At 71.0% G+C, this 20,909-nt stretch carries 17 protein-coding genes; 11 read left to right on the forward strand and 6 right to left on the reverse strand.

Annotation, left to right across the window (positions count from 1 at the left end):
- The first annotated feature begins 42 nt into the window (after window positions 1-42).
- The 3 genes from AB0J87_RS03530 (at window position 43) to AB0J87_RS03540 (ending at window position 5,645) form a co-directional block, all read left to right on the forward strand.
- Window positions 43-939 (forward strand): DNA-3-methyladenine glycosylase 2 family protein, encoded by an 897-nt coding sequence (locus tag AB0J87_RS03530; RefSeq protein ID WP_350728375.1) that lies wholly within the window; start codon window positions 43-45, stop codon window positions 937-939.
- Window positions 940-992: 53 nt separating this feature from the next.
- The gene (locus tag AB0J87_RS03535) at window positions 993-3,815 is read left to right on the forward strand and encodes a bifunctional FO biosynthesis protein CofGH (RefSeq protein ID WP_363962457.1); all 2,823 of its coding nucleotides are present in this window, start codon (window positions 993-995) and stop codon (window positions 3,813-3,815) included.
- Between the two features lie 81 nt (window positions 3,816-3,896).
- Complete coding sequence (locus AB0J87_RS03540; protein WP_363962458.1) at window positions 3,897-5,645, forward strand: substrate-binding and VWA domain-containing protein; 1,749 nt, start codon at window positions 3,897-3,899, stop codon at window positions 5,643-5,645.
- Window positions 5,646-5,685: 40 nt separating this feature from the next.
- On the opposite strand, the gene AB0J87_RS03545 is transcribed toward AB0J87_RS03540, so the two are convergent.
- From AB0J87_RS03545 to cofD, 3 genes are all read right to left on the reverse strand, one after another.
- Window positions 5,686-6,423 carry a lytic polysaccharide monooxygenase gene (locus tag AB0J87_RS03545; protein WP_363962459.1) on the reverse strand — a complete coding sequence of 246 codons (738 nt, stop codon included), beginning with the start codon at window positions 6,421-6,423 and terminating at the stop codon, window positions 5,686-5,688.
- A 92-nt stretch (window positions 6,424-6,515) separates the two neighbouring features.
- Complete coding sequence (locus AB0J87_RS03550; protein ID WP_363962460.1) at window positions 6,516-7,793, reverse strand: coenzyme F420-0:L-glutamate ligase; 1,278 nt, start codon at window positions 7,791-7,793, stop codon at window positions 6,516-6,518.
- Window positions 7,790-8,728, reverse strand: a complete 939-nt coding sequence (cofD, locus tag AB0J87_RS03555) for a 2-phospho-L-lactate transferase (protein WP_355190746.1) — start codon at window positions 8,726-8,728, stop codon at window positions 7,790-7,792. Before cofD ends, AB0J87_RS03550 begins: the two co-directional genes overlap by 4 nt.
- A gap of 180 nt (window positions 8,729-8,908) precedes the next feature.
- Here cofD and AB0J87_RS03560 point away from each other — a divergent pair, with 180 nt between their 5' ends.
- The 4 genes from AB0J87_RS03560 to AB0J87_RS03575 all read left to right on the forward strand — a co-directional run bounded on the left by AB0J87_RS03560 (window position 8,909) and on the right by AB0J87_RS03575 (window position 15,959).
- Complete coding sequence (locus AB0J87_RS03560; RefSeq protein WP_363962461.1) at window positions 8,909-11,119, forward strand: hypothetical protein; 2,211 nt, start codon at window positions 8,909-8,911, stop codon at window positions 11,117-11,119.
- Window positions 11,120-11,436: 317 nt separating this feature from the next.
- Complete coding sequence (locus tag AB0J87_RS03565) at window positions 11,437-11,697, forward strand: WhiB family transcriptional regulator (RefSeq protein ID WP_020546325.1); 261 nt, start codon at window positions 11,437-11,439, stop codon at window positions 11,695-11,697.
- A gap of 117 nt (window positions 11,698-11,814) precedes the next feature.
- Window positions 11,815-14,652, forward strand: a complete 2,838-nt coding sequence (locus tag AB0J87_RS03570) for a glycosyltransferase family 2 protein (protein WP_363962462.1) — start codon at window positions 11,815-11,817, stop codon at window positions 14,650-14,652.
- On the forward strand, window positions 14,649-15,959 hold the full coding sequence (locus AB0J87_RS03575) for a DUF5719 family protein (RefSeq protein ID WP_363962463.1): 1,311 nt from the start codon (window positions 14,649-14,651) through the stop codon (window positions 15,957-15,959). Before AB0J87_RS03570 ends, AB0J87_RS03575 begins: the two co-directional genes overlap by 4 nt.
- 326 nt (window positions 15,960-16,285) lie before the next feature.
- On the opposite strand, the gene AB0J87_RS03580 is transcribed toward AB0J87_RS03575, so the two are convergent.
- On the reverse strand, window positions 16,286-16,888 hold the full coding sequence (locus AB0J87_RS03580) for a YdcF family protein (RefSeq protein WP_363962464.1): 603 nt from the start codon (window positions 16,886-16,888) through the stop codon (window positions 16,286-16,288).
- 360 nt (window positions 16,889-17,248) lie between these two features.
- Here AB0J87_RS03580 and AB0J87_RS03585 point away from each other — a divergent pair, with 360 nt between their 5' ends.
- The 4 genes from AB0J87_RS03585 (at window position 17,249) to AB0J87_RS03600 (ending at window position 19,375) form a co-directional block, all read left to right on the forward strand.
- On the forward strand, window positions 17,249-17,632 hold the full coding sequence (locus tag AB0J87_RS03585; protein WP_363962465.1) for a VOC family protein: 384 nt from the start codon (window positions 17,249-17,251) through the stop codon (window positions 17,630-17,632).
- An 18-nt stretch (window positions 17,633-17,650) separates the two neighbouring features.
- Entirely contained in the window at window positions 17,651-17,956 is a 306-nt protein-coding gene (locus tag AB0J87_RS03590; protein WP_363962466.1) for a DUF1905 domain-containing protein, read from the forward strand.
- A 233-nt stretch (window positions 17,957-18,189) separates the two neighbouring features.
- Window positions 18,190-18,759 carry a hypothetical protein gene (locus AB0J87_RS03595; RefSeq protein WP_363962467.1) on the forward strand — a complete coding sequence of 190 codons (570 nt, stop codon included), beginning with the start codon at window positions 18,190-18,192 and terminating at the stop codon, window positions 18,757-18,759.
- Window positions 18,760-18,880: 121 nt separating this feature from the next.
- On the forward strand, window positions 18,881-19,375 hold the full coding sequence (locus tag AB0J87_RS03600; RefSeq protein WP_363962468.1) for a pentapeptide repeat-containing protein: 495 nt from the start codon (window positions 18,881-18,883) through the stop codon (window positions 19,373-19,375).
- Between the two features lie 117 nt (window positions 19,376-19,492).
- Here AB0J87_RS03600 and AB0J87_RS03605 read toward each other — a convergent pair whose 3' ends face one another.
- Complete coding sequence (locus AB0J87_RS03605) at window positions 19,493-19,984, reverse strand: MOSC domain-containing protein (protein ID WP_363962469.1); 492 nt, start codon at window positions 19,982-19,984, stop codon at window positions 19,493-19,495.
- A 354-nt stretch (window positions 19,985-20,338) separates the two neighbouring features.
- Complete coding sequence (locus tag AB0J87_RS03610; protein WP_221519419.1) at window positions 20,339-20,698, reverse strand: metallopeptidase family protein; 360 nt, start codon at window positions 20,696-20,698, stop codon at window positions 20,339-20,341.
- Window positions 20,699-20,909 lie beyond the last annotated feature (211 nt).

The following is a 20,909-nucleotide window of genomic DNA, read 5'->3' on the forward strand; positions in this document are numbered from 1 at the left end:
GCCCGGTCACGGGCAGCGGGGAGGTGGGGGCAGACTGGACGGGTGAGAGAGCGCAGGTGGGTGCCCGAGGGGCCGCTGGACGTGGGGCTGGCGTTGCAGCCGCACAAGCGCGGCGGCGGGGATCCCACCTGGCGGCAGGGCTCTGACGGGTCCGTGTGGCGCACCTCCAGGACGCCCGACGGGCCGTGCACGCTGCGGGTGAGCGTCAAGGCCGGGTGCGTGCACGGGCAGGCGTGGGGGCCGGGCGCGGAGTGGGCGCTGGAGGCGCTGCCGGCGCTGTTGGGGGCATTCGACGACGCTTCCGGATTTGTCGCCAAACATGATGTTTTGGCGGAGGTTGTCAGGAAAAATCCGGGTTTGCGGATCGGGCGTACCGGGCGGGTCATGGAGGCCCTCGTACCGGCCGTGCTCGAGCAGAAGGTGGTCGGGCAGGAGGCGTGGCGGGCCTGGCGGTGGCTGCTCGGCCGGTACGGCGAGCCCGCGCCCGGACCCGCGCCCGAGGGGATGCGGGTCGTGCCCGAGACCGTGGTGTGGCGGCAGATCCCCAGCTGGCACTGGCACCGCGCGGGAGCGGAGGCCGTCCGCGCCCGGACGATCGCGAACGCCGCCTGGCACGCCGACAAGCTGGAGGCCGCCGCGACCACCGAGGAGCTCGACCGGCTGCTGCGGGCGCTGCCCGGGATCGGGGTGTGGACCTCGGCCGAGGTGCGCCAGCGCGCGCTGGGCGACCCGGACGCGGTGAGCGTCGGCGACTACCACCTGGCCAAGCTCGTCGGCTACGCGCTGACCGGGGAGAAGACCGACGACCCTGGGATGTTGCGGCTGCTGGAGCCGTACCAGGGGCATCGGCACCGCGCCGCGGTGCTGGTCTGGCTCACCGGCCTGCGCCCGCCCGCGCGCGGGCCCCGGATGTCCGTACGCGACTACCGGTCCTTCTGACGCGCCGGGCCCCTGGGTGCGTGCGGCGAACTCAGCCGTCGTACTGTGCCCGTATGAGTCTCGTCAGTGATTCCGCACTCCGCCGGGCCCTCGCACGTGCCCGCGACGGCAAGGCCCTCGACGTCACGGAGGTGACCGTCCTCCTGCAGGCCAGGGGCGAGCACCTCGACGCCCTGCTCGAACATGCCTCCCGCGTACGTGACGCCGGGCTGCGGGCGGTCGGCCGCGAAGGGATCATCACATACAGCAAGAAAGTGTTCATCCCGTTGACCCGGCTCTGCCGGGACCGTTGTGGTTACTGCACCTTCGCGACCGCGCCGAACAAGCTGCCCGCGCCGTTCCTGAGCCCTGACGAGGTGCTGGAGATCGCCCGGCAGGGGGCGGCCATGGGGTGCAAGGAAGCGCTGTTCACGCTGGGAGACCGGCCTGAGGACCGCTGGCACCAGGCGCGCTCCTGGCTCGACGCGCACGGCTATGACGACACCCTTTCTTATGTGCGGGCCATGGCGATCAGAGTGCTGGAGGAGACCGGGTTGCTGCCGCACCTCAACCCGGGGGTGCTGACCTGGCGTGACCTGCAGCGGCTCAAGCCCGTCGCGCCGTCCATGGGGATGATGCTGGAGACGACGTCGCGGCGGCTGTTCGAGGAGAAGGGGGAGGCCCACTACGGGTCGCCGGACAAGGACCCGGCCGTACGCCTGCGCGTCCTGGAGGACGCCGGCCGGACGAACGTGCCCTTCACCACCGGGATCTTGATCGGCATCGGCGAGACCATCGAGGACCGGGCCGAGTCGATCTTCGCGATCCGGCGGGTGGCGCGCGAGTACGGCGGGATCCAGGAGGTCATCGTCCAGAACTTCCGCGCCAAGCCCGACACCGCGATGCGGGGGCTGCCCGACGCGTCCCTGGAGGAGCTGGCGGCCACGATCGCGGTCGCGCGGCTCGTGCTCGGGCCCCGGGTCCGCATCCAGGCGCCGCCCAACCTGGTGGACTCCGAGTACGCGCTGATGATCCGGGCGGGCATCGACGACTGGGGCGGGGTGTCGCCTCTCACCCCCGACCACGTGAACCCCGAGCGGCCCTGGCCGCAGATCTCCCTCCTGGAGACCCGGACCGCCGAGTCCGGGTTCCAGCTCCGGGAGCGGCTCACGATCTATCCCGAGTACGTGGTGGCCGGGGAGCCGTGGCTGGACCCCCGGCTCTTCGCCCACGTGGCCGCCCTGGCCGACCCCGCCACCGGGCTCGCCCGCCCTGACGCCGAGCTGCGGGGGTTGCCGTGGCAGGAGCCGGACGGCGGGTTCGCGTCGTCGGGACGGGTCGATCTGCACGTGGAGGTGGACACGGCGGGGCGCACGCACGATCGGCGGGACGACTTCGACCACGTCTACGGCGACTGGACCGCCCTCCGCGACCGCCTCCCCTCAGCCTCCCCGTCCGCCACGTCGTCGTCCACCGCGCCGTCGGACGGTGCGGGGTCGGATCTCGCCGCACGCGTTGCGCCGAGCACCACCGCCGGGGTCCCCGCCGCACCGGCGCCCGGCGCGCGGGTTGCGGGGAGTGCGGGCGCTGACGCCGCGCACCCCGACGCGGGACCTGCCGGCGCTGCGGCCGGAGGCGCCGCTTCGGCGGGCGCGCCGGCGGGTGGCGTGGCGGTGGTCGGTGCTTCGGACGGAGCCTCGCTCACCGGCGCCCCCGCGGGGGGTGGGACGCCTGGGGAGGTGCGGCGGGCGTTGCGGAGGGCGGCGGCCGATCCGGGTGGGTTGAGTGACGCCGAGGCCGTGGCGTTGCTGGCCGCCGAAGGGGAGGCGCTGGACGAGCTGGCCGCCATCGCCGACGACCTCCGCCGGCAGGCCGTGGGCGACGAGGTCACCTACGTCGTCAACAGGAACATCAACTTCACGAACGTGTGCTACACCGGATGCCGCTTCTGCGCCTTCGCCCAGCGCAGGACGGACGCCGACGCGTACACCCTGAGCCTGGACCAGGTGGCCGACCGGGCGCAGGAGGCGTGGGACGCGGGTGCGACCGAGGTGTGCATGCAGGGCGGCATCCACCCCGACCTTCCCGGCACCGCGTACTTCGACCTGGCCAGGGCGGTCAAGGAGCGGACGCCCGGGATGCACGTGCACGCGTTCTCCCCGATGGAGGTCATCAACGGGGCCAGCCGCACCGACATGTCCATCCAGGCGTGGCTGGAGGCGGCCAAGGAGGCCGGGGTCGACTCGCTGCCCGGGACGGCGGCCGAGATCCTGGACGACGACGTCAGGTGGGTGCTGACCAAGGGGAAGCTGCCCGCGAAGGAGTGGGTCGAGGTCATCACGACGGCCCACAAGGTGGGCATCCCGACCACGTCCACCATGATGTACGGGCACGTCGACAACCACCTGCACTGGGTCAGGCACATCAAGCTGATCCGCAGCCTCCAGGAGCGGACCGGCGGGTTCTCCGAGTTCGTGCTGCTGCCGTTCGTGCACACCAGCGCCCCCATCTACCTGGCCGGGATCGCCCGCCCGGGCCCCACGGCGGCAGAGAACAGGGCCGTGCACGCGCTCGCCAGGATCCTCCTGCACGGCTCGATCAAGAACATCCAGTGCTCCTGGGTGAAGCTCCGCGACGACCTGTGCCGCCAGGTGCTCCAGGGCGGCGTGAACGACCTCGGCGGCACCCTCATGGAGGAGACCATCAGCCGCATGGCGGGCTCGGAGAACGGCTCGTACAAGACGATCAGCGAGCTGCGCGAGATGGTCGAGGTCACCGGCAGGCCGGTCAGGCAGCGCACCACCGAGTACGGCGTCCCCGTGGACGAACGGCTCGCGGCGTCCGAGGCCAGCGACGGCGTGTGCAAGAGCGTCCGGAGGGTCCTGCCGATGGCGTAGTTGTAACATGTTCTAACAAGGCTTGCGCCCGCCATGGGAGGCGCTGGAAGAATCATCACTCCCCTGGGAGAGAGGTTCACCGTGCGGTTAGGTCGGCACCGCGCTCCGCTGCCCGCTGAGCTGCGACGCAGGAAGGCTTTACGGCGCGGCATGCTGGCGGGCCTGACCGCCGTGGCCATCGTGGCCGCCGGCCTCGTGGTGGTGTTCGGCAGTGGCGGCCTGCTGTGCAGCACACGAGAGCCTGTTCTGGTCAGCGTCGCGGCAGCCGTCGACGTTGCCCCGGCGGCCATGGAGGCCGCCGAGCGGTTCAACGAGACGAAGACGTCCGTGGGTGGCCGGTGCGTGCTGGTCCAGGTGACCGAGCAGTCGCCGGCCACCGTCCTGCGCACGCTGATCGGCGACCGCGCGGGCGTCCTGCGCGAGCGGCCCGACGGGTGGATCGCGGACTCGTCGGCCTGGATCAGGCTGGCCCGCCAGCAGGGCGCGAGCGCGCTGCCCGCCGGTGAGAGCGTGGTGGCGACCTCGCCGCTGGTGTTCGCCACCCGCTCGTCGCTGGCCCAGCGCTTCTCCGTGGGTAAGACCGAGATGAACTGGCGGATGGTCTTCCCCGCCACCGTGCGCGGGCGGCTGACGCCCAACTCGGACGAGCCGGACGTCGTACGCGTACCAGACCCGTCGCTGGCCGGGGCGGGCATCGCGACCGTGGCCGCCGCCAGGGACGTCGTCGGCACGGGGCCGGAGGCGGACAAGGCGCTGACCGCGTTCGTACGGTGGGCGCAGGCCGGCTCCGCCCCCGACTACCGCAGCATGCTGGCGGCGGTCGACGACCACACGTTCTGGCAGCGTCCGGTCGTCATCGTCCCCGAGCAGTCGGTCTGGAACCACAACCAGCGCCCCTCCGCCGACCCGGTCGTCGCGCTGCACCCGCGCGAGGGCACGATCAACCTCGACTACCCGTACGTCGTCACCGCGACCGACCCCACGGTGGCCGAGGCGTCCACGGTCTTCGCCGACTGGCTGAAGGGCTCGCAGGCGCAGGACATCGTCCGGCGGGCCGGGTTCAGATCGGGCGACGGCACCCTGGGCCCGATCTCGCCGGGGCCGCAGATCCCCTCGGAGACGCCGAAGACCAGGTCGTCGGTGTCGTCGCAGGACATCGACGAGGCGCTGCGGGCCTGGAGCCGGCTGGCCCCGCCGACGAACATCCTCGTCCTGGCCGACACCTCCAAGCACATGGCCGAGTCGCTGAACGGCACCACCAGGATCAGCATCGCGCTGGACGCGGCCAAGATCGGGCTGCAGCTCTTCCCGGACTCGACGCACATGGGCCTGTGGGAGTTCGCCGAGGGGCTGGGCGGCCTCAAGCCCTACCGGGAGCGGGTCGGGCTCGGCCCGATCAACGAGCCCCAGACCGGACAGGTGGTACGCAGGAGCCGCCTCGCCGAGCTGACCGGCACGATCACCGCCCATCCCACCCTGGACAGCTCGCTCTACGACGCGATACTCGGCGGCTTCCGCAAGGTCACCAGCGAGTACCGCGAGGAGATGAACAACGCGCTCCTGGTGATCACGGCCGGCAAGGACGACGGCAAGGGCACGAAGCTGCCGGAGCTCCTCGACAAGCTGCGCCACGAGTGGAACCCCGACAAGCCCGTACAGATCATCATCATCGCGTTCGGCAAGGGCGTCGACCACGACGGCCTGTCGCGGATCACGGCCGCCACGAACGGCTCGCTGCACGAGGCCCAGGAGCCGGGGGAGATCATCGACGTCTTCCTCGCCGCCCTGGCCCGCCGGCTCTGCCACCCCACCTGCAAGCCGACCCCATGAGAAAGGGGGCGCTCCTGGCGGAACGCCCCCTTCTGGCTGGCTAGACGCGCTGCCAGAGTGCCGGGACGTTGGGCGGCTCCCAGCCGGCCAGCGCGGTGTGGGCCTGGATGCAGCGGTACGTGACGCCGTTGTAGGTGACGGTGTTGCCGACCGCGTACGCGGTGCCGGCCTTCCACGTGCCCGACGGCGTCGTGGGAGTGGGCGTGGGCGTCGGGTTGGGGGTCGGCGTGACGGTCGGGGTGGGGGTCGGGTTCGGGTTGCCGCCACCGCCGCCGATCTGCAGGTCGATGCACGAGTAGAAGGCGTTGGTGGTGTCGGAGATGTTCCAGATCGCCAGGACCTTCTGCCGGCCCGAGTAGCCGGACAGGTTGACCGTGTGCGAGACCGTCGCGGGCGGCTGCTGGCCGTTGCCGTTGAAGACGGCGACCCGCGTGTTGCCGATGTAGTACTCGTAGTTGAGCGTGGCGTGCCTGGCGGTGAACGTCCAGTTGAAGGTCACCGTGGTGCCCACCTGGGCGACCGGCCACGGCTTGCTCTCGTCGCTGAGCTGCGCGAACTGCGACAGGTTGGCGTGGCAGCTCCGCAGCCCCTTCGGGCCCTCCACGCTCTGCGGCTCGTAGATGATGTTGCCGCAGTTGGGGACCTTGCCCTGGGCGCAGTTGGCCTGCCGGCTGGGCGGGGAGTTGACGTAGCCGTGCGCGAACGCCGGCGCCGTGTTGAACAGCGTGGTGGCGACGGCGATCACCACCACGGCGACTAACGTGAGCGTCCTTCTCATGAAGTTGCTCCTTCACATGGGGGGATGCCCCAAATGTAAAGGAAACTTTCCTAACGGTAAATGCCCGTCTGACCTATCCTTTCGGGCCGCGGTCAGCGCGTGACGATGAAGTCGTCCGGGTCGCGGGGCGCGCGGTCGCGCGGCGGGGCGGCCGCGTGGCCGACGGCCACACAGCCCATCGGGTCCCAGGAGCCGGGCAGGTCGAGCACCTCGCGGACGACCGGGCGGCAGAACATCGTGGACGACACCCACGCCGAGCCCAGCCCCTCGACGGCGAGCTGGATGAGGAGGTTCTCCACCCCCGCGCCGGTCGCCGCGACGAACATCTCCCGCTCCGACGCGTTGCGCCGATCGTCGCGGTAGGTGTGGGAGCCCTCCATCACCAGGCACGGCACGATCAGGCAGGGCGCGTCGCGCAGCACGTCGCCCCGCCTGATCCGCTTGGCGATCGACTGCTCGCTGAACCCGTCGCCGCGCAGGTCCTCGATCCAGGCGTCGCGCATGGCGTCGAGCAGCTTGGTGCGCGTCTCCGGCGACTCGACCAGCACGAACCGCCAGGGGGTCGTGTGGTGCGGCGCCGGCGCGGCGATGCCCGCCGCGACCGCCCTGCGTACCTTCGCCGGATCGACCGGCCGGTCCGAGAACTCCCTGGTCGTACGGCGGGCGAACACGACATCCCGCGACCCGTAGCGGAACAGGTCGTCGTCGGCCGGCCGCACCAGCGGCCTGACCCCGGGCCCGTCGTCGTCGGTGACCAGGTGGGACAGCCCGCGCACGATCGCCACCGGGACCCCGCCGAGCTTGCCCTTGACCAGCTCGGCCGCGCCCGCGATCTCGTCGGCCAGCGCGGTGACGGTGGCGTTGAGCTCGTTGCCGTAGCCGTCGGAGGTGCCACGGAAGTCGTCGAGCGGGCGCATGCCCGCCACCCCGATGGCCACGTCGGTGAGCCCGTTGCGCCACGGGCGGCCGAACGTGTCGGAGACGATCACGCCCGCCCGCACGGCCAGGCCCTTCCTGATGCGCCTGGCCGAGGCGTCGGAGTCTTCGGGGAGGAGGAGCACGGTGCCCGGCTCGGTGTTGGAGGCGTCGACCCCGGCGGCGGCCATGACGAAGCCGTGGCGGGTCTGGGAGATCACGGTGTCGCCCCGCCTGGCCACTACGCGCTCGGTCTCGTCCTCGATGGCCTTGGTGCGGTCGGGCGCCCGGCGGACGCGGCCCTCGGCCTTGCTGATGATCTTGGACGTGACGACCACGATGTCGCCGTCCCGCAGGCCGGCGTCCTTGAGCAGCTCCGCGATGTCGTCGCCGGGCCGCACCTCGCCGATGCCCTCGACGGCGATCACCTCGAAACGCCGGGGGGCGCTGGTCATCGGGCGAGCTCCTGGGCCAGGTCGAGCGCGGTGCGGGCGATGTCGGCGGCGGCGTCGGCGTCGTGCATGAGGATCGGCCGGGCGATCACCCGTACGCCGTCGAGCGCGACCCCTTCGTCCTCCTCCGCCACCAGCCACCCGTCGATCAGCTCCGGGCCGTACAGGTCGAGCACGGCCTGCGCCGTCGTCTCCACCCCGATGGCGGTCAGGCAGGCGTCGGCCATGCCCCTGACCGGCGCGCCGCCGATGATGGGCGAGACCCCGACCACGGTCTTGGGCAGCAGGGCGTCGCGGATGCCCGGGACCTGCAGGATCGTGCCGATGCTCACGACCGGGTTGGACGGTGGCAGGATCACCACGTCGGCCTGCTCGATCGCGTCGAGCACGCCCGGCGCGGGCTTGGCCGTGTCGGCCCCCACCAGCGCGAACGACTGCGCCGGGACCGAGGCGCGCAGCCGCACCCACCACTCCTGGAAGTGGATGGCGCGCTTGCCGTTTTCGTCCTCGATCACCACGTGGGTCTCGCAGCGGTCGTCGGTCATCGGCAGCAGCCGCACGCCGGGCTGCCAGCGCGCGCACAACGCCTGCGTGATCTGGGAGAGCGGGTAGCCGGCCTCCAGCATCTGCGAGCGCACGATGTGGGTGGCGAAGTCGCGGTCGCCGAGCCCGAACCACTGCGGCTCCACGCCGTACGCGGCCAGCTCCTCCTTGACGACGTGGGACTCCTTGGCGCGCCCCCAGCCCTGCTCCTCGTCGATGCCGTTGCCCAGGGTGTACATCACGGTGTCGAGGTCGGGGCAGACCCGCAGGCCGAACAGGGTGATGTCGTCACCCGTGTTGCCGATGACGGTGATGGTGGCATCCGGCGCGGTCGCGCGCAGTCCGCGCAGGAAACGGGCGCCGCCGATGCCGCCCGCGAGTGACACGATGTGCATGCCGCCAGTCTTCCATCGGCCCCTGACAACCCTGTCGCGGGTGTGGTTTTACCCCACTTGTTATGAGAGAAGTGCCAGGTGTAGGCCGAATTGGGATGCAGGAGGTTCCTGGGACCCCCGCCACCCGAGTCGGTCATGTGGCAAACTCCCTTCGGGCTAAAGGGTCCGATGGGGGTACTTGTGAGCAAATTTGACGTCGCCCGGCTGAAGGAGCCGGGCGCATGGATCATGCTCGTCCTCGGCTTGCTGACCGTGCTGCTGGCGGTCGGCGACGTCCTGGTCGGCTCGTCGACGTCCCTGACCAGCCTGCCCAGGCGGGCGGCCGCGAACGTCCTGGACCTGGCGAACCCCGTCGTGCCCGCGCTGCTGCTCGGAGCCGTGCTGCTGGTCACCAAGGTCGGCGAACCGTCGCCCAAGGCCAAGCCGATCATGTACGGGTCGGCGGTCGGGCTGGTGCTGGCCACGGTGTTCGGCATGCTGTCGCTGATCCTCGGCCTGTTCTCCGGGCTCGGGGCCTGGCCGACGATGCAGCTGGTGCTCCTTGGCGTGCCTTCCGTTGCGTTGGTCGCCGTCGCGCTGGTGTACCTGATCCCGCAGATCCTGCCGGAGCGGCCCGTCGCGCAGGTCTACCACCACCCGAACCTCGGCCAGCAGGCGCCCTGGCAGCAGCAGCAGTTCGGTCAGCCCGACCAGCCGCAGCACTTCGGTCAGCCCGACCAGGCCCAGCAGTTCGGCCAGCCCGAGCAGCCCCAGCAAGGCTTCGGGCAGCCTGAGCAGCCGCAGCAGGCCCCCGGTTTCGGGCAGCCCGAGCAGGCTCCCGGCTACGGCCAGGCTCCTTACGGCCAGCAGCCGCCCTCGGGCGCGTACGGCCCGCAGCCGGGCTTCGCCCAGCAGCCGCCGTCCGGCCAGCAGCCCGGCTACGGGCAGCAGCCCCCTTCCGGTCAGTACCGCCAGCAACCCCCGTCGGGCCAGTACGGTCAGCAGCCCCCGAGCTTCGGCGGCCAGCCCGAGCCCCAGGCCGCGCAACCGGAGCCGCAGCCCCAACTGCACGTGATCAGGGGCGCCCTGCCCGCCGCCCCCTCGGACCAGAGCCAGCCCGACCAGTCCTACTCCACGCCGAGCTTCGGCCCGCCGGAGCAGAGCCAGCCGGACCAGCCCTACGCGCCGCAGGGCTTCGGATCGGTCGATCAGAGCCAGCCCGAGCAGCCCTACGCGCCGCAGGGTTTCGGGTCGGGCCAGCCCGAGCAGCCCAACGCTCCCCAGGGCTTCGGATCGAACCAGCCTGGGCAGCCCTACGCCCCGCAGGGTTTCGGGTCGGGCCAGCCTGAGCCGTCCTTCGCCCCGCAGGGTTTCGGACCTGGGGAGGCCGGCCAGGGCTATTCCTCGCCGAGCTTCCAGCCGGTGGAGCCGCCCGAGCAGTCCTTCGCTCCCCAGGGCTTCGGACCGGCCCAGCCTGACCCGTCCTATGCCCCGCCGAGCTTCGGCTCGTCGGACCAGGGCCAGCCGGACCAGGCCTACGCCCCGCAGGGCTTCGCCCCGTCGGCCTACGCCCCCGCCGACACTGCCCCCTCGGTCCCCTCAGCCCAGGAGTACTCCACCCCGCCGGCCGTCGAGTACCAGCCGGCCCCGTACGTCCCGGCGGACAGCCAGCCGAGCGCCTACGGCCAGTCCAGCCCCAACCCGTACGCGCCGCCCGGGACCGACCAGCCCAGCCCGTACGCCCCGCCCGCGGACCAGCAGCCCAATCCCTACGCCCCGCCCGCGGACCGCCCGAACCCGTACGCGCCCCCGGAGCCCGCGCCCAACGCGTTCGCCGACCAGGCCTTCCCGACGCCGGCCGGCGACACCGCGCCGAGCGTCCCCTACCCGCCGGCCGCCGAACAGCAGCCGCAGCAGCCGTACTTCGGCCAGAGCGCCTTCGACCAGCAGGGTGGCCAGCCGTTCACCGGCTACTCGGGCCGCGAGTACGCCACCCCGTCCGCGTACCAGGAGCCCGACCCGCCCGTGGACCCGCGCTCCCAGCAGCTCATGGACGCCTACCAGCAGGCGGAGACGTACCAGCACTCCACCGGCCAGCACTCGACGGCCCAGCACTCCACCGGGGGCACCCAGCCGGAGCTGCGCGTGCCCGACTACTCCAGCCAGGCGCCCAGGTCGTACGAGGACCCGCTCGGTCACCCGCAGCACCACCAGCAGGGTGGTTACGAGCCCCAGCAGGGCCAGTACCGGCCCACCCACCAGGCGCCCCAACAGCAGCAGCCCTGGCCCCACCAGGCGGAGCCTGTCGGCGACGCGACGATGCGGCTCGACTCCACCCCCTACGGCGCGCGCCCGGGAGACGACCCCATCGACCCTACGGCCATATACACGCCCAACGAGCCCCGCAGGTAACGGACCGGTAATGAACGACTAGAGAGAAGGTGGGGCCTGGGCGGGTGTCTATCCCGCCCTGGTACGGTTCGGACCGCTGACAGGTTGAACGAGCCTTACGACGCCGCGCGCAAAAGGGTGTCGGCCGGGCGTGAACATCACATGCCAAGCACACCGGGGCGAGCTCTGGTCTTTCCCCGGATAGCTGCATGCCGCTTGACGTCAGCTACAGCACACGCGTGTAATTACAACCATGTTGTTACGCCTTCCGATGGGTGGGTAATAAGGAAGGCGTCCATGGGGGGCTCCATTGCGGGCGGGCGGCAGGGAGGTGTGCAGTGACCGATCCGGTCATCGCACAGGATCAGCTTGACGCTGAAGAACTCGGCTGGCAGGAGCGCGCGTTGTGCGCGCAGACGGATCCGGAGGCGTTCTTCCCGGAGAAGGGCGGCTCCACCAGAGAGGCCAAGAAGGTCTGCCGATCGTGCGAGGTCCGTGCAGAGTGTCTGGAATACGCACTCGAGCACGATGAGCGGTTCGGCATCTGGGGAGGGCTGTCCGAGCGGGAGCGCAGACGGATCAAGCGCCAGGCCGTTTAGGTATATGGGCGGAAGGGTCACGCGGTCGAACGCGTGACCCTTTCCGCATCTGCTGTCCCGGCTGTCACAGGTATATGGTGGGCGCGCCTGCTCTACCCCCCTCAGGAGCATCCGCCCATGTCACGTCCCTATGTCACCGTGATCGTCGTCGCGCACGACGGCGCGCGCTGGCTGGGGGAGACGCTGCGTGCTCTGGTGAACCAGAGTCGCAGGCCGGACCGCGTGGCCGGCGTCGACAACGGCAGCAGGGACGGCTCGGCCGACCTGCTCGCCCAGACGTTCGGCCGCGGCAACCTGATCTCCCTGCCGCGCTCCACCGGCTTCGGCGAGTCCGTCGCCGAAGTCCTCGCCAAGCTGCCACCCGCCGGAAGCGACGAGTGGATCTGGCTGCTGCACGACGACTGCGCCCCCGACAGGCGCGCGCTGGAGGCGCTGCTCACCGCGGCGGCGCAGGATCCGAAGGCCGCCGTGCTGGGCCCGAAGCTGCTCGACTGGCTCGACCGCCGGCGGCTGCTCGAAGTGGGCGTCACCGTGGGCCGTACCGGGCGCAGGGAGACGGGACTGGAGCCGCGCGAGTTCGACCAGGGGCAGCACGACGGGACGCGGGACGTGCTGTCGGTGTCCACGGCCGGGATGCTCATCCGGCGCGACGTGTGGGAGCGGGTCGGCGGGCTGGACCCGTTCTTCCCGCTGTTCCGCGACGACCTCGACCTGTGCTGGCGGGTGCGCAACGCCGGGCACAAGGTCCTGAACGTGACCTCCGCCGTGGCCTGGCACGCCGAGGCGGCGGCTCGCAGGCGGCGCAGGATCACGGTCAGCGGCGACCATCCCCGCAGGCTGGACAGGCGTAACGCGATCTTCGTGGTGATGGCGAACCTGCCGTTCGGCGCGATGCTCTGGGCGCTGCTGCGGAACGTGCTCGGCTCGGCCTTCCGCACGGCGCTGTTCCTGGTGAGCAAACAGCCCGCGAACGCGCTGGACGAGCTGGCGGCGATGGCGTCGATCCTGCTGCATCCGTTCCGGCTGCTGCGGGCGCGCCGGGCCCGTCGCCCCGCCGGAAACAGGCAGGCCCGCAAGAAGGGATATATCCGCATAAAGCGGTTGATGTCCCCTCGGGGTGCGGCCTGGCGGCGGCTCATCGACATGGTGCGGAGCTTCCTCGCCGGCGAGGCGCCCGTGGACTCGACGGGCCGCCACCACCACGCCACCGCCTCCACCTCCGCCGAGGACGAGTACGAGGTCGTGCCGGCGGACACCGGCGCGGTCAAACGCTTCCTCAGCCGCCCCGGCGTCGTCCTCATGCTCGCGCTGACCGCGGTCGCGCTGGTCGCCGAGCGCTCCCTCCTCGGCGGCGAACGGCTCGGCGGCGGCGCCCTCGTCCCGGTCACGGGCGGCGCGGGCGACCTGTGGGCCTTCTACACCGAGGGCTTCCACGACATCGGGCTCGGCTCGAACGCCTGGACGCCCCCGTGCGTCGCCGTGCTCGCGGCCCTGTCCACGCTCGCGTTCGGCAAGACGTGGCTGGCCGTGTCCGTGCTGCTGCTCGGCTCGGTGCCGCTGGCGGGCGCGACGGCGTACCTGGCCACCCGGCACGTCATCCCGGCGGTGCCCGCGCGGGCCTGGGCGGCGGGGACGTACGCGCTGCTGCCCGTCGCGACGGGAGCGATCGCGGCCGGACGGCTGGGCACCGCGGTGGTGTTCGTGCTGGTGCCGGTCTACGCCTCGCTCGGGACGGTGGTGCTGTCCGGCGAACGCCGCCGCGCCCGCCGGGCCGCGTGGGCGCTCGGGCTGCTGCTGGCCGTGGGGACGGCGTTCGCGCCCCTGGTCTATCCGCTGTTCGCCGTGCTGGGGGTGCTGGCGGCCGTCGCGTTCCGCGGCGCGGTGACCTCGATGGCCATCGCGCTGGCGGTGCCTCCAGTGCTGCTCTTCCCCTGGCTGGCGGGGCTGGTGACGTCCCCGGGCAAGATCCTGCTCGATGCGGGGCTGCACGATCCCGCCCTGGTGGACGCCGCGCTCGCCCCCGAGTCGCTGCTGGCGCTCAGCCCGGGAGGGCCGGGGCTGCCGCCGTTCTGGGTGACCGGGGGCCTGGTGGTCACGGCGCTGGCCGCGCTCCTCATGCGCCGCCAGCGGATGATCGTCGCCATCGGCTGGGGCATCACCCTGTACGGGGTGCTGGCGGCGATCCTGGTCAGCCGCGTCACCGTCGAAGGCGCACGGGCCTGGCCAGGGGTCCCGCTGGCGTTCGCGGGGACCGGGCTGGTGGTCCTCGTGGGCCTGACCGCCCACCGCCTGGCCGAACTCCGTGCCGGAGGCGCGCTGCGCCGGCTGGGGGCGATGGCGGTGGCGGCGGTGGCGTTCAGCACGCCGCTGCTGGCGGCCGGGTACTGGGTGGCCACCGGGGTGCGGGGACCGCTCGTGGGCGACGTGCCGGACGTGCTGCCCGTGCTGGCCGCCGCCCGTACCACGCAGGGGGAGCGCACGCTGGTGATCAAGGGCTCCTCGTTCACCGTGCTGCACGGCCGTACCCCGCTGATCGGCGAGTCGGAGCTCCCGGTCGAGTCCGAGGCCCGCACCCGCCTGGGGGCGGCGGTCGAGGGCCTGGTCGGCGGGCGCGGCGGCGACGCGGCCACGCTGGGCAAGCTCGGCGTGGGCATGCTGGCCGTGGCGCCGCCCGTCTCCGCCGAACTGGCCAGAACGCTCGACTCGCAGCCATCGCTGGCGCGCATGAGCCTGTCGGAGGCGGGCGGGCTGTGGCGGCTGGCCGAGCCGGTCGTCCGCGTACCCGCCCAGCCGGTCAGCGCCCTGCACACGCCCTGGCTGTGGACCCAGGCGGTGCTGGTGCTGGTGATCGCGGTGCTGGCGGCGCCGGGGCGGCGCGAAAGCGCCCCCGAGGCCGTGGAGGCGCCGCCGGCGGTCGCCGCCAGAATGGCCGTGAACGTGGCGGGTGGGCGGTGAAGGCGTTCGTGGAGAACCGGTTCGGGCTGCCGGCGCTGGTCGTCGTGGCGCTGGCGGCCCTGTACGGCGTCGCGTACGTCACCAGGCCCTCCCCTCCGGCGGCGGTCGCCCCGCAACCGCAACCCAGGAAGGTCGCCGTCGAGTCGGTCACCGCGGTGTGCCCCGGTGCCAAGGGCGAGCGGGTCAGCGTCTACCTGCCCGGCACGCTCACCCACGAGCCGATGCGCGACGCCAAGCCGTACGTGACGAAAGGCCCCGGCGGGCTGGAGGCCGGCTACCTCACCCGCGCCACCCAGGGCGCCGGCCGCGGCCTCGCGGGAGTCCGCTGCACCGAACCCGCCCCCACGACGTGGCTCGTGGGCCCCGGCCCCGCCAACGCCGACGTCCGACTGCACCTCACGAACGCCGACAAGGCGCCGGCCCTGGCGGACGTACAGGTCTACGCGGCGGAAGGCCCCATCTCGGGCGACAAGGGCATCGGCCTGGAGATCGCGCCCGGCGAACACCGCGAGATCGACCTCAAGACCATCGCCCCGTCGGCGGACATCATGGCCGTGAGCGTCACCACCGCCTTCGGCCGCCTCGCCGTCGCCGCCAGGACCGCCCTCGAAACCGGCGGCGTCGACTGGCTCCCCTCGGCCGCCCCGCCCGCCACCCGCGTCGTCGTACCCGGCCTCCCCGGTGGCGGCGGCCGCCGCGAACTCCTGGTCGCCGCCCCCGGCGAGAACGACGCCCAGGTGCGGATCGAGGCGGTGAGCGAGGACGCCGAGTACGCCATGAAGGGCCGCGAGTCGTTGGACGTGCCCGCCGGCAGCGTGGTCTCCCTGGACGTCACCACGGGCGTGGGCGGCTCCTCGGCGGCCCTGGTCCTCACCTCACCCACCCCGATCGTGGCCGGCCTCGTCATCACGGGCACGGGAGGACGCTCGGACGTCGCCTTCACCGCCGGCACCCCCGCGCTGGACCTGGGCAGCACGGTGGCCCGCAACGGCCCGGGCTCGAAGCTGATCCTCACGGCCGTCGGCGTCCCCGGCAAGGTACGGATCCAGGTGATACCCGAGAAGGGCCGGCCGGAGGAGCCGTTCGAGGTGTCGATACCGGCGGGCCGCACGAAGAACGTCAAACTGAGACCGAAGGGGGACTACGCGCTGGCGGTCACGCCGGTCGCGGGGGAGGTCTACGGCGCGAGAGTGATCGAGGACCACCTGAAAACCGGCCTCCTCCTCACCACCCAGCCCCTGGCCCCATCCCGCCTGTGGACCCTCCTCCCACCCTTGACCGACACCCCCAACGTGGTTGCGCCTTAGACCCTGGGGACCGCATGGACCTCCGCGTTGCGGGGCGCTTCGCGCGAATCGGCTCCGGGCAGCGCTTCCCAAGGGGGCCAGCCCCCTTTCGATCCCCCAACGGCGAGGTCCTCGCACGGGGGCGCGCTTCACGCGATGGAGAGCTCGGGCAGCGCCCTGTGGGGGCAAGCCCCCACACCCCCGGCGAGGGGCTTCCCGGCCCCTCGCGCTCCCCGGCCCTGGCCCGCCGGAAAATACGGAATATCCGTAACCTACGGAGACGGATGATCTCCTGAACAGGCGCTACTCGGCGCCCTTCCTGAGCCCGTTTGTCGCAGAGCGTTCGCTCAGCGCCATGCCCCGTCTTCGCGTCGTAGCTCAGGGAGGCTGCCGTCTGCGACGCGACGGGACACCTCCTCCCACTCGCGGATGACCCGCCGTTTGCCGTCAGGGCCAGACTGCCAGTTCGCCCGCGTCACTGGTTTGCCGGCGTAGACAGGTTCCCAAGCGATGGCGTGGAAGGCCCCGATCTCCGGCACGAGGGACTTGAGCATGTGCACGGTGCGAAGGTGGTACCACTTGGACACAGCGGTGATAACCAGCCCCACGCGCAGGGCTTCCTGAAGGAAGGGAAGCGCGAACTCGACGTTCTGCCAGGTGTTGGCGGACCGGTCTTCGCAGCGGATGACGGCTTCGGGCACACCACGCTCGATGAGGAGGCGATGGAAGGTGCGTGCCTCGACGATCCCGTTGTGACGGTTCACTCCGCCAGTAGCGATGATCAGCTGGGCGAGCCCCCTGTGGTACCGGTCGGCCGCGATCTCGGCCGGTTGCGGTTGATTGGTGCCGAAGAGGATGAGCGCCGTGCGGCAATCGTCAGGCGGAGGCGCTTCGACATCCACGAATGCGGTGATCTCGGCGACCCTGTCCGGACTGATGTCGTCGGTCATCCACGCTCCTCAGCAGCGCGCGCGGGAGCTGCAGATAATGTGCAGCCGGGGCGTTGATCGCTTCCAGGTGACGGGCACGGTGCTCGGTGGTCTGATTAGCATCAGCGAATGGCTGGACCAGCACCTTGTCAAGCTTTTCCGCCAGCACCATGGAGCCGGCTGCCAGACAGAGCGGCACCGAGGTCCTCCCGCCCGGCGGGCTGACCATGACGGTCCCGCTGACAGCTGGCCGGCGGGTACGAACCCCCCCGGGCCCTGTACAGCTCAGCGCTCGCGTCGTCATTTCACCTCGACGTTCCGCGATGAGTTTCGGGCGGTTCGCGAGTCCGACCAGGTGAACCGAACGACAGGAGGCCCGAAGTGGGCGAGCGAGTGAGTACGGGGGTCACCGGCGTCAGGACCGTCGGCGTTCCCGTCACCGACCAGGACCGTGCCGTCGAGTTCTATGTGGGCACACTGGGACTGGAGAAGCGGCTGGACGCGCCCGTCGAACAGCTCGGCGGGCGATGGATCGAGGTGGCGCCGCCGGGAGCGACGACCACGATCGCGCTGATCCTGGCGGCTCCCGGGACGGCGGTCGGAGTCGAGACGGGCGTCCGGCTCGGTACGGCGGACGCGGCGTCCCTGCACAAGGAGCTGGTGGAGCGCAAGGCCGACGTGGACGAGCTGCTGCGGTGGGAGGGCGTCCCGCCGATGTTCGCCCTCCGTGACCCGGACGGCAACGGCCTCGAGATCATCGAATAGCGGAGAGGGGAACCTGCGATGAGTGGCGCTACGCGAGCGGATGACGTGGTCCAGGAGCTCGACAAGGAGTTCACCGCGACACTGGTGAAGAGCCCGAACAAGGGTGGGTGGACGTATGTCGTGATGCCCGGGTCCGCCGAGTTCTTCGGCACCCGGGGACTGGTGAAGATTCGGGGGACCATCGACGGTCACCCGTTCCGGAGCTCGTTCATGGCTCTGGGGGACGGCACGCACAAGCTGCCGGTGAAGAACGACGTACGGGAGCTGATCGGGAAGGGGCCTGGGGACAGCGTCACCATTCGCCTGCTGGGCCGGATCAAGTAACGGGGTGCAGGGAGTGCGAGTGTCTGTCGGCCTCCTTCGGCTCGGCTGCACCGGGCCGCATCTCCGGTCTTCGCTGCTGACGTCCACCTCCTGAGCGAGGCCCTGGACACCGAGCGCGATCTGGCGTCGCGCGGCACCTTCCCGCTCCATGTCACCTGGACAACGACCACCAGTCGAAATAGCCCAGACCTCATTCGCCCAGCTCAGCCGCTCCTTCGGATGGAGCTGAACCCGTGCTCATCGTCCGGCTGGGTGCCCAGCGGAACGTGCGCGCCGACATTGGCATCCAACAGCGCATGAACGTACGTCGCCTCATATATTCGACCGCTCTGGCAGCCCCGGTTCTGTACGCCGCGGTCAACATGACCGCGCTCCAGCTGATCGCCCATCCGACGGGAGAACTCAATCCCTGGTACGAAGAGCCATGGAATGACATGCTGCTGGAACAGCTGGAGCAGGAGGTCACGCATGCGCGGAATGTGACGCTCGGCATCACCCTGGTCCTGGCCGCCGAGGCGGTTCTCATCGCCGTGCTCGACCGGCTGAGCCGTCGATCTCCCTCCAGGTCCACCGTGCCGACCGGCGTCTGGTTCATCCTGTACGAACTGACTCTGGTCATGGGAGTGCTGCTCTCTCCCCTGACACGGTTTTGGCTGCTCAATGACGATGGCGATCTTGAGATGATGGCTCCCGAGTGGCATTCTCCGGCGTTGATCGCCATTCCCGTCCTCACTCTCATAGGCCTGATCGCTTGGATGTCCGGCCCGCCGGATGCCGTACCGGGTCCGCGCGATGAGCGGTGAGGAGGTCGGCGCGCCTCGCGGACAGCGTCGCCGCGATATGACCGAGGGAGAATGGCAGCCATGACCGTCATGAGGTTCGGTGGGGAGCCTGCGTTGGCGAGCGACTTCGGGGTTGTGCGCGATGGAGCAGATCGCGGGTGCCGCGCCGCACTACCGCGGTCACGCCGCCGCCCTGCTGGCCTCCTTCGTCCGGTTGCACGCGCCCTGGCCGCCAAGCCGTCCGACGCAGGAGGTCGACCTTGAACGGAAGCGTTTTCACGGAGGGCTGCGCGACGATATCGGCGCGGCGATGGCGGTGCTCAGCCGACGAACGATGGTCCTTCCAGACGACAGCATCGAGCTGGAGAAGATCGATCTACGGGCTGCCGACCTGGCCGGTTACGATCTGAGCCGATTCTGCTTCGCCGGATCCAACCTCGAGGGCGTGATCCTGACCGGATGCAACCTCACGGAGGCCACCTTCGCCGGCGCCATCCTGCGGAACGCCGACCTGACCGGCGCCGGTCTTTCTGGAGCGGATCTGAGCGATGCCGATCTCGCAGGGGCTGTCGGCATCGATTCGGGTCGGGTGGAGCCGACTCCGGCTGACGGTCGTGGCGCGGCTGGAGGGCCCTAGAGCGGGGCCCATGGGCCCATGGCAGCAGGCGAAACCAAGGGGAGCGCACCCAGAACAACGACGCCGGGCTCTCTGTCCCTCACCCCGCCGGCGCGGGCGATCCCCTGAAGCCGACCTCTAAGCGGAGCGCCTGCGTACCGATTCCTTTTCCTCTGGCGGCAGGGCCTCGGCGACCAGCAGCCGCGGCAGTAGTTCCGGCTCCAAGGTCATCGCACGGAAGACCAGCGCGACGGTCACATCATGATCGGGCCGGTGCACGATCTCGACCGGGTCACCGGCGCGGATATCACCGGGCTCGATCACGCGCAGATACGCGCCCGGCCGTGCGGCCTGTGTGAAACGCTTGATCCAGCCGTCACGCTCCAGCCAGCCCTGGAAGGTCCCACACGGGATCCGCGCGCACGACACCTCCAGGACGACGTCCGGCCCGATCCGCCAACGTTCACCGATCAGGGCACCGTTGACGTCCAGACCCAGACTTGTGAGGTTCTCCCCGAAGACGCCGTTTGTGAGCGGCCTGCCCAACTCGGCCTCCCAGGTGTCGAGATCCTCGCGGGCATACGCGTAGACGGCCTGGTGAACGCCGCCATGGTGCTTCACGTCGTACACCCGATCGCCGGCGAGACCGACCTCACCGGTGCCCTTCGGGCCCGGGGCTCTCACAGCGACCGGGCCGTGGACGGGCCGCTTGTCGATGCCCGTCGCGCTCAGGCCCTTCCAGGGGTTGGGCCGGGGTCTGCCGATGTTGACGGAGAGGAGCCTCATAAGGCGTGACGGTACGGCCCTCATCCACACTCTCGCGACTGATTTCTCGTCGCGGGCCCCCGCAGGGCGCCTGCCGAGCTCCCCACCGCGCGAGGACCGCGCCTTCAGGGGATCCGGAAAGGGGCGGGTCTCCTTGGGAGGCGATCCGGGCGAAGCGTCCCCCATACGAGGATCGCGCCCCGGGGATCCGTACGAGGCTCAGCGGCGGTCGTCGTAGCCGGGGTCGACGGTTTCGGGGGAGAGGCCCAGGAGGGTGGCCACTTGTTCCACCACCGTGTCGTGGACCATGGCGCCCAGGGTGTCCCGGTCTCTGGCGCGTGCTTCGAGCGGGCGGCGGTAGACCACGATCGACGCCGGGTTCTGGCCGGTTGCGGCGTCGGCGCGGCCGAAGGGGATCGGGTCGGTGCCCAGGCTCGGGCCGTCGCCGAGTTCGCTCAGCGGAGGGACCTCTTCCACCGCGAACTCCACCGCCGACAGCTGGCGCTCCCAGCGGGGGCGCAGGCGGTCGACCGCGTCCAGCACGAGGTCGTCGAAGCGCTCGCTCCGGGACTTGGCCATGGGCACGTGGGAGGGAGCGAGCGGGCCGCGGAGGCCACGACCGTGGCGATCGCGCCGTCTGGGACCGCGCTTCTGTGTCACGCAAGCAAGTGTACGGGGATGGCCTGTCGATTCTGAGGAACGGTGTCACCTCTCCGCGCCTCTGGGTGATGTTCCGAGGTTCTGGGTGGTCGTCGCCACCGTGAAAGGTCGTGGGGCGCTGAGGCGTTGG

This window comes from Nonomuraea sp. NPDC049625, from assembly GCF_040675285.1.
In the GTDB taxonomy this organism is placed as follows: Bacteria; Actinomycetota; Actinomycetes; order Streptosporangiales; family Streptosporangiaceae; genus Nonomuraea; species Nonomuraea angiospora_A.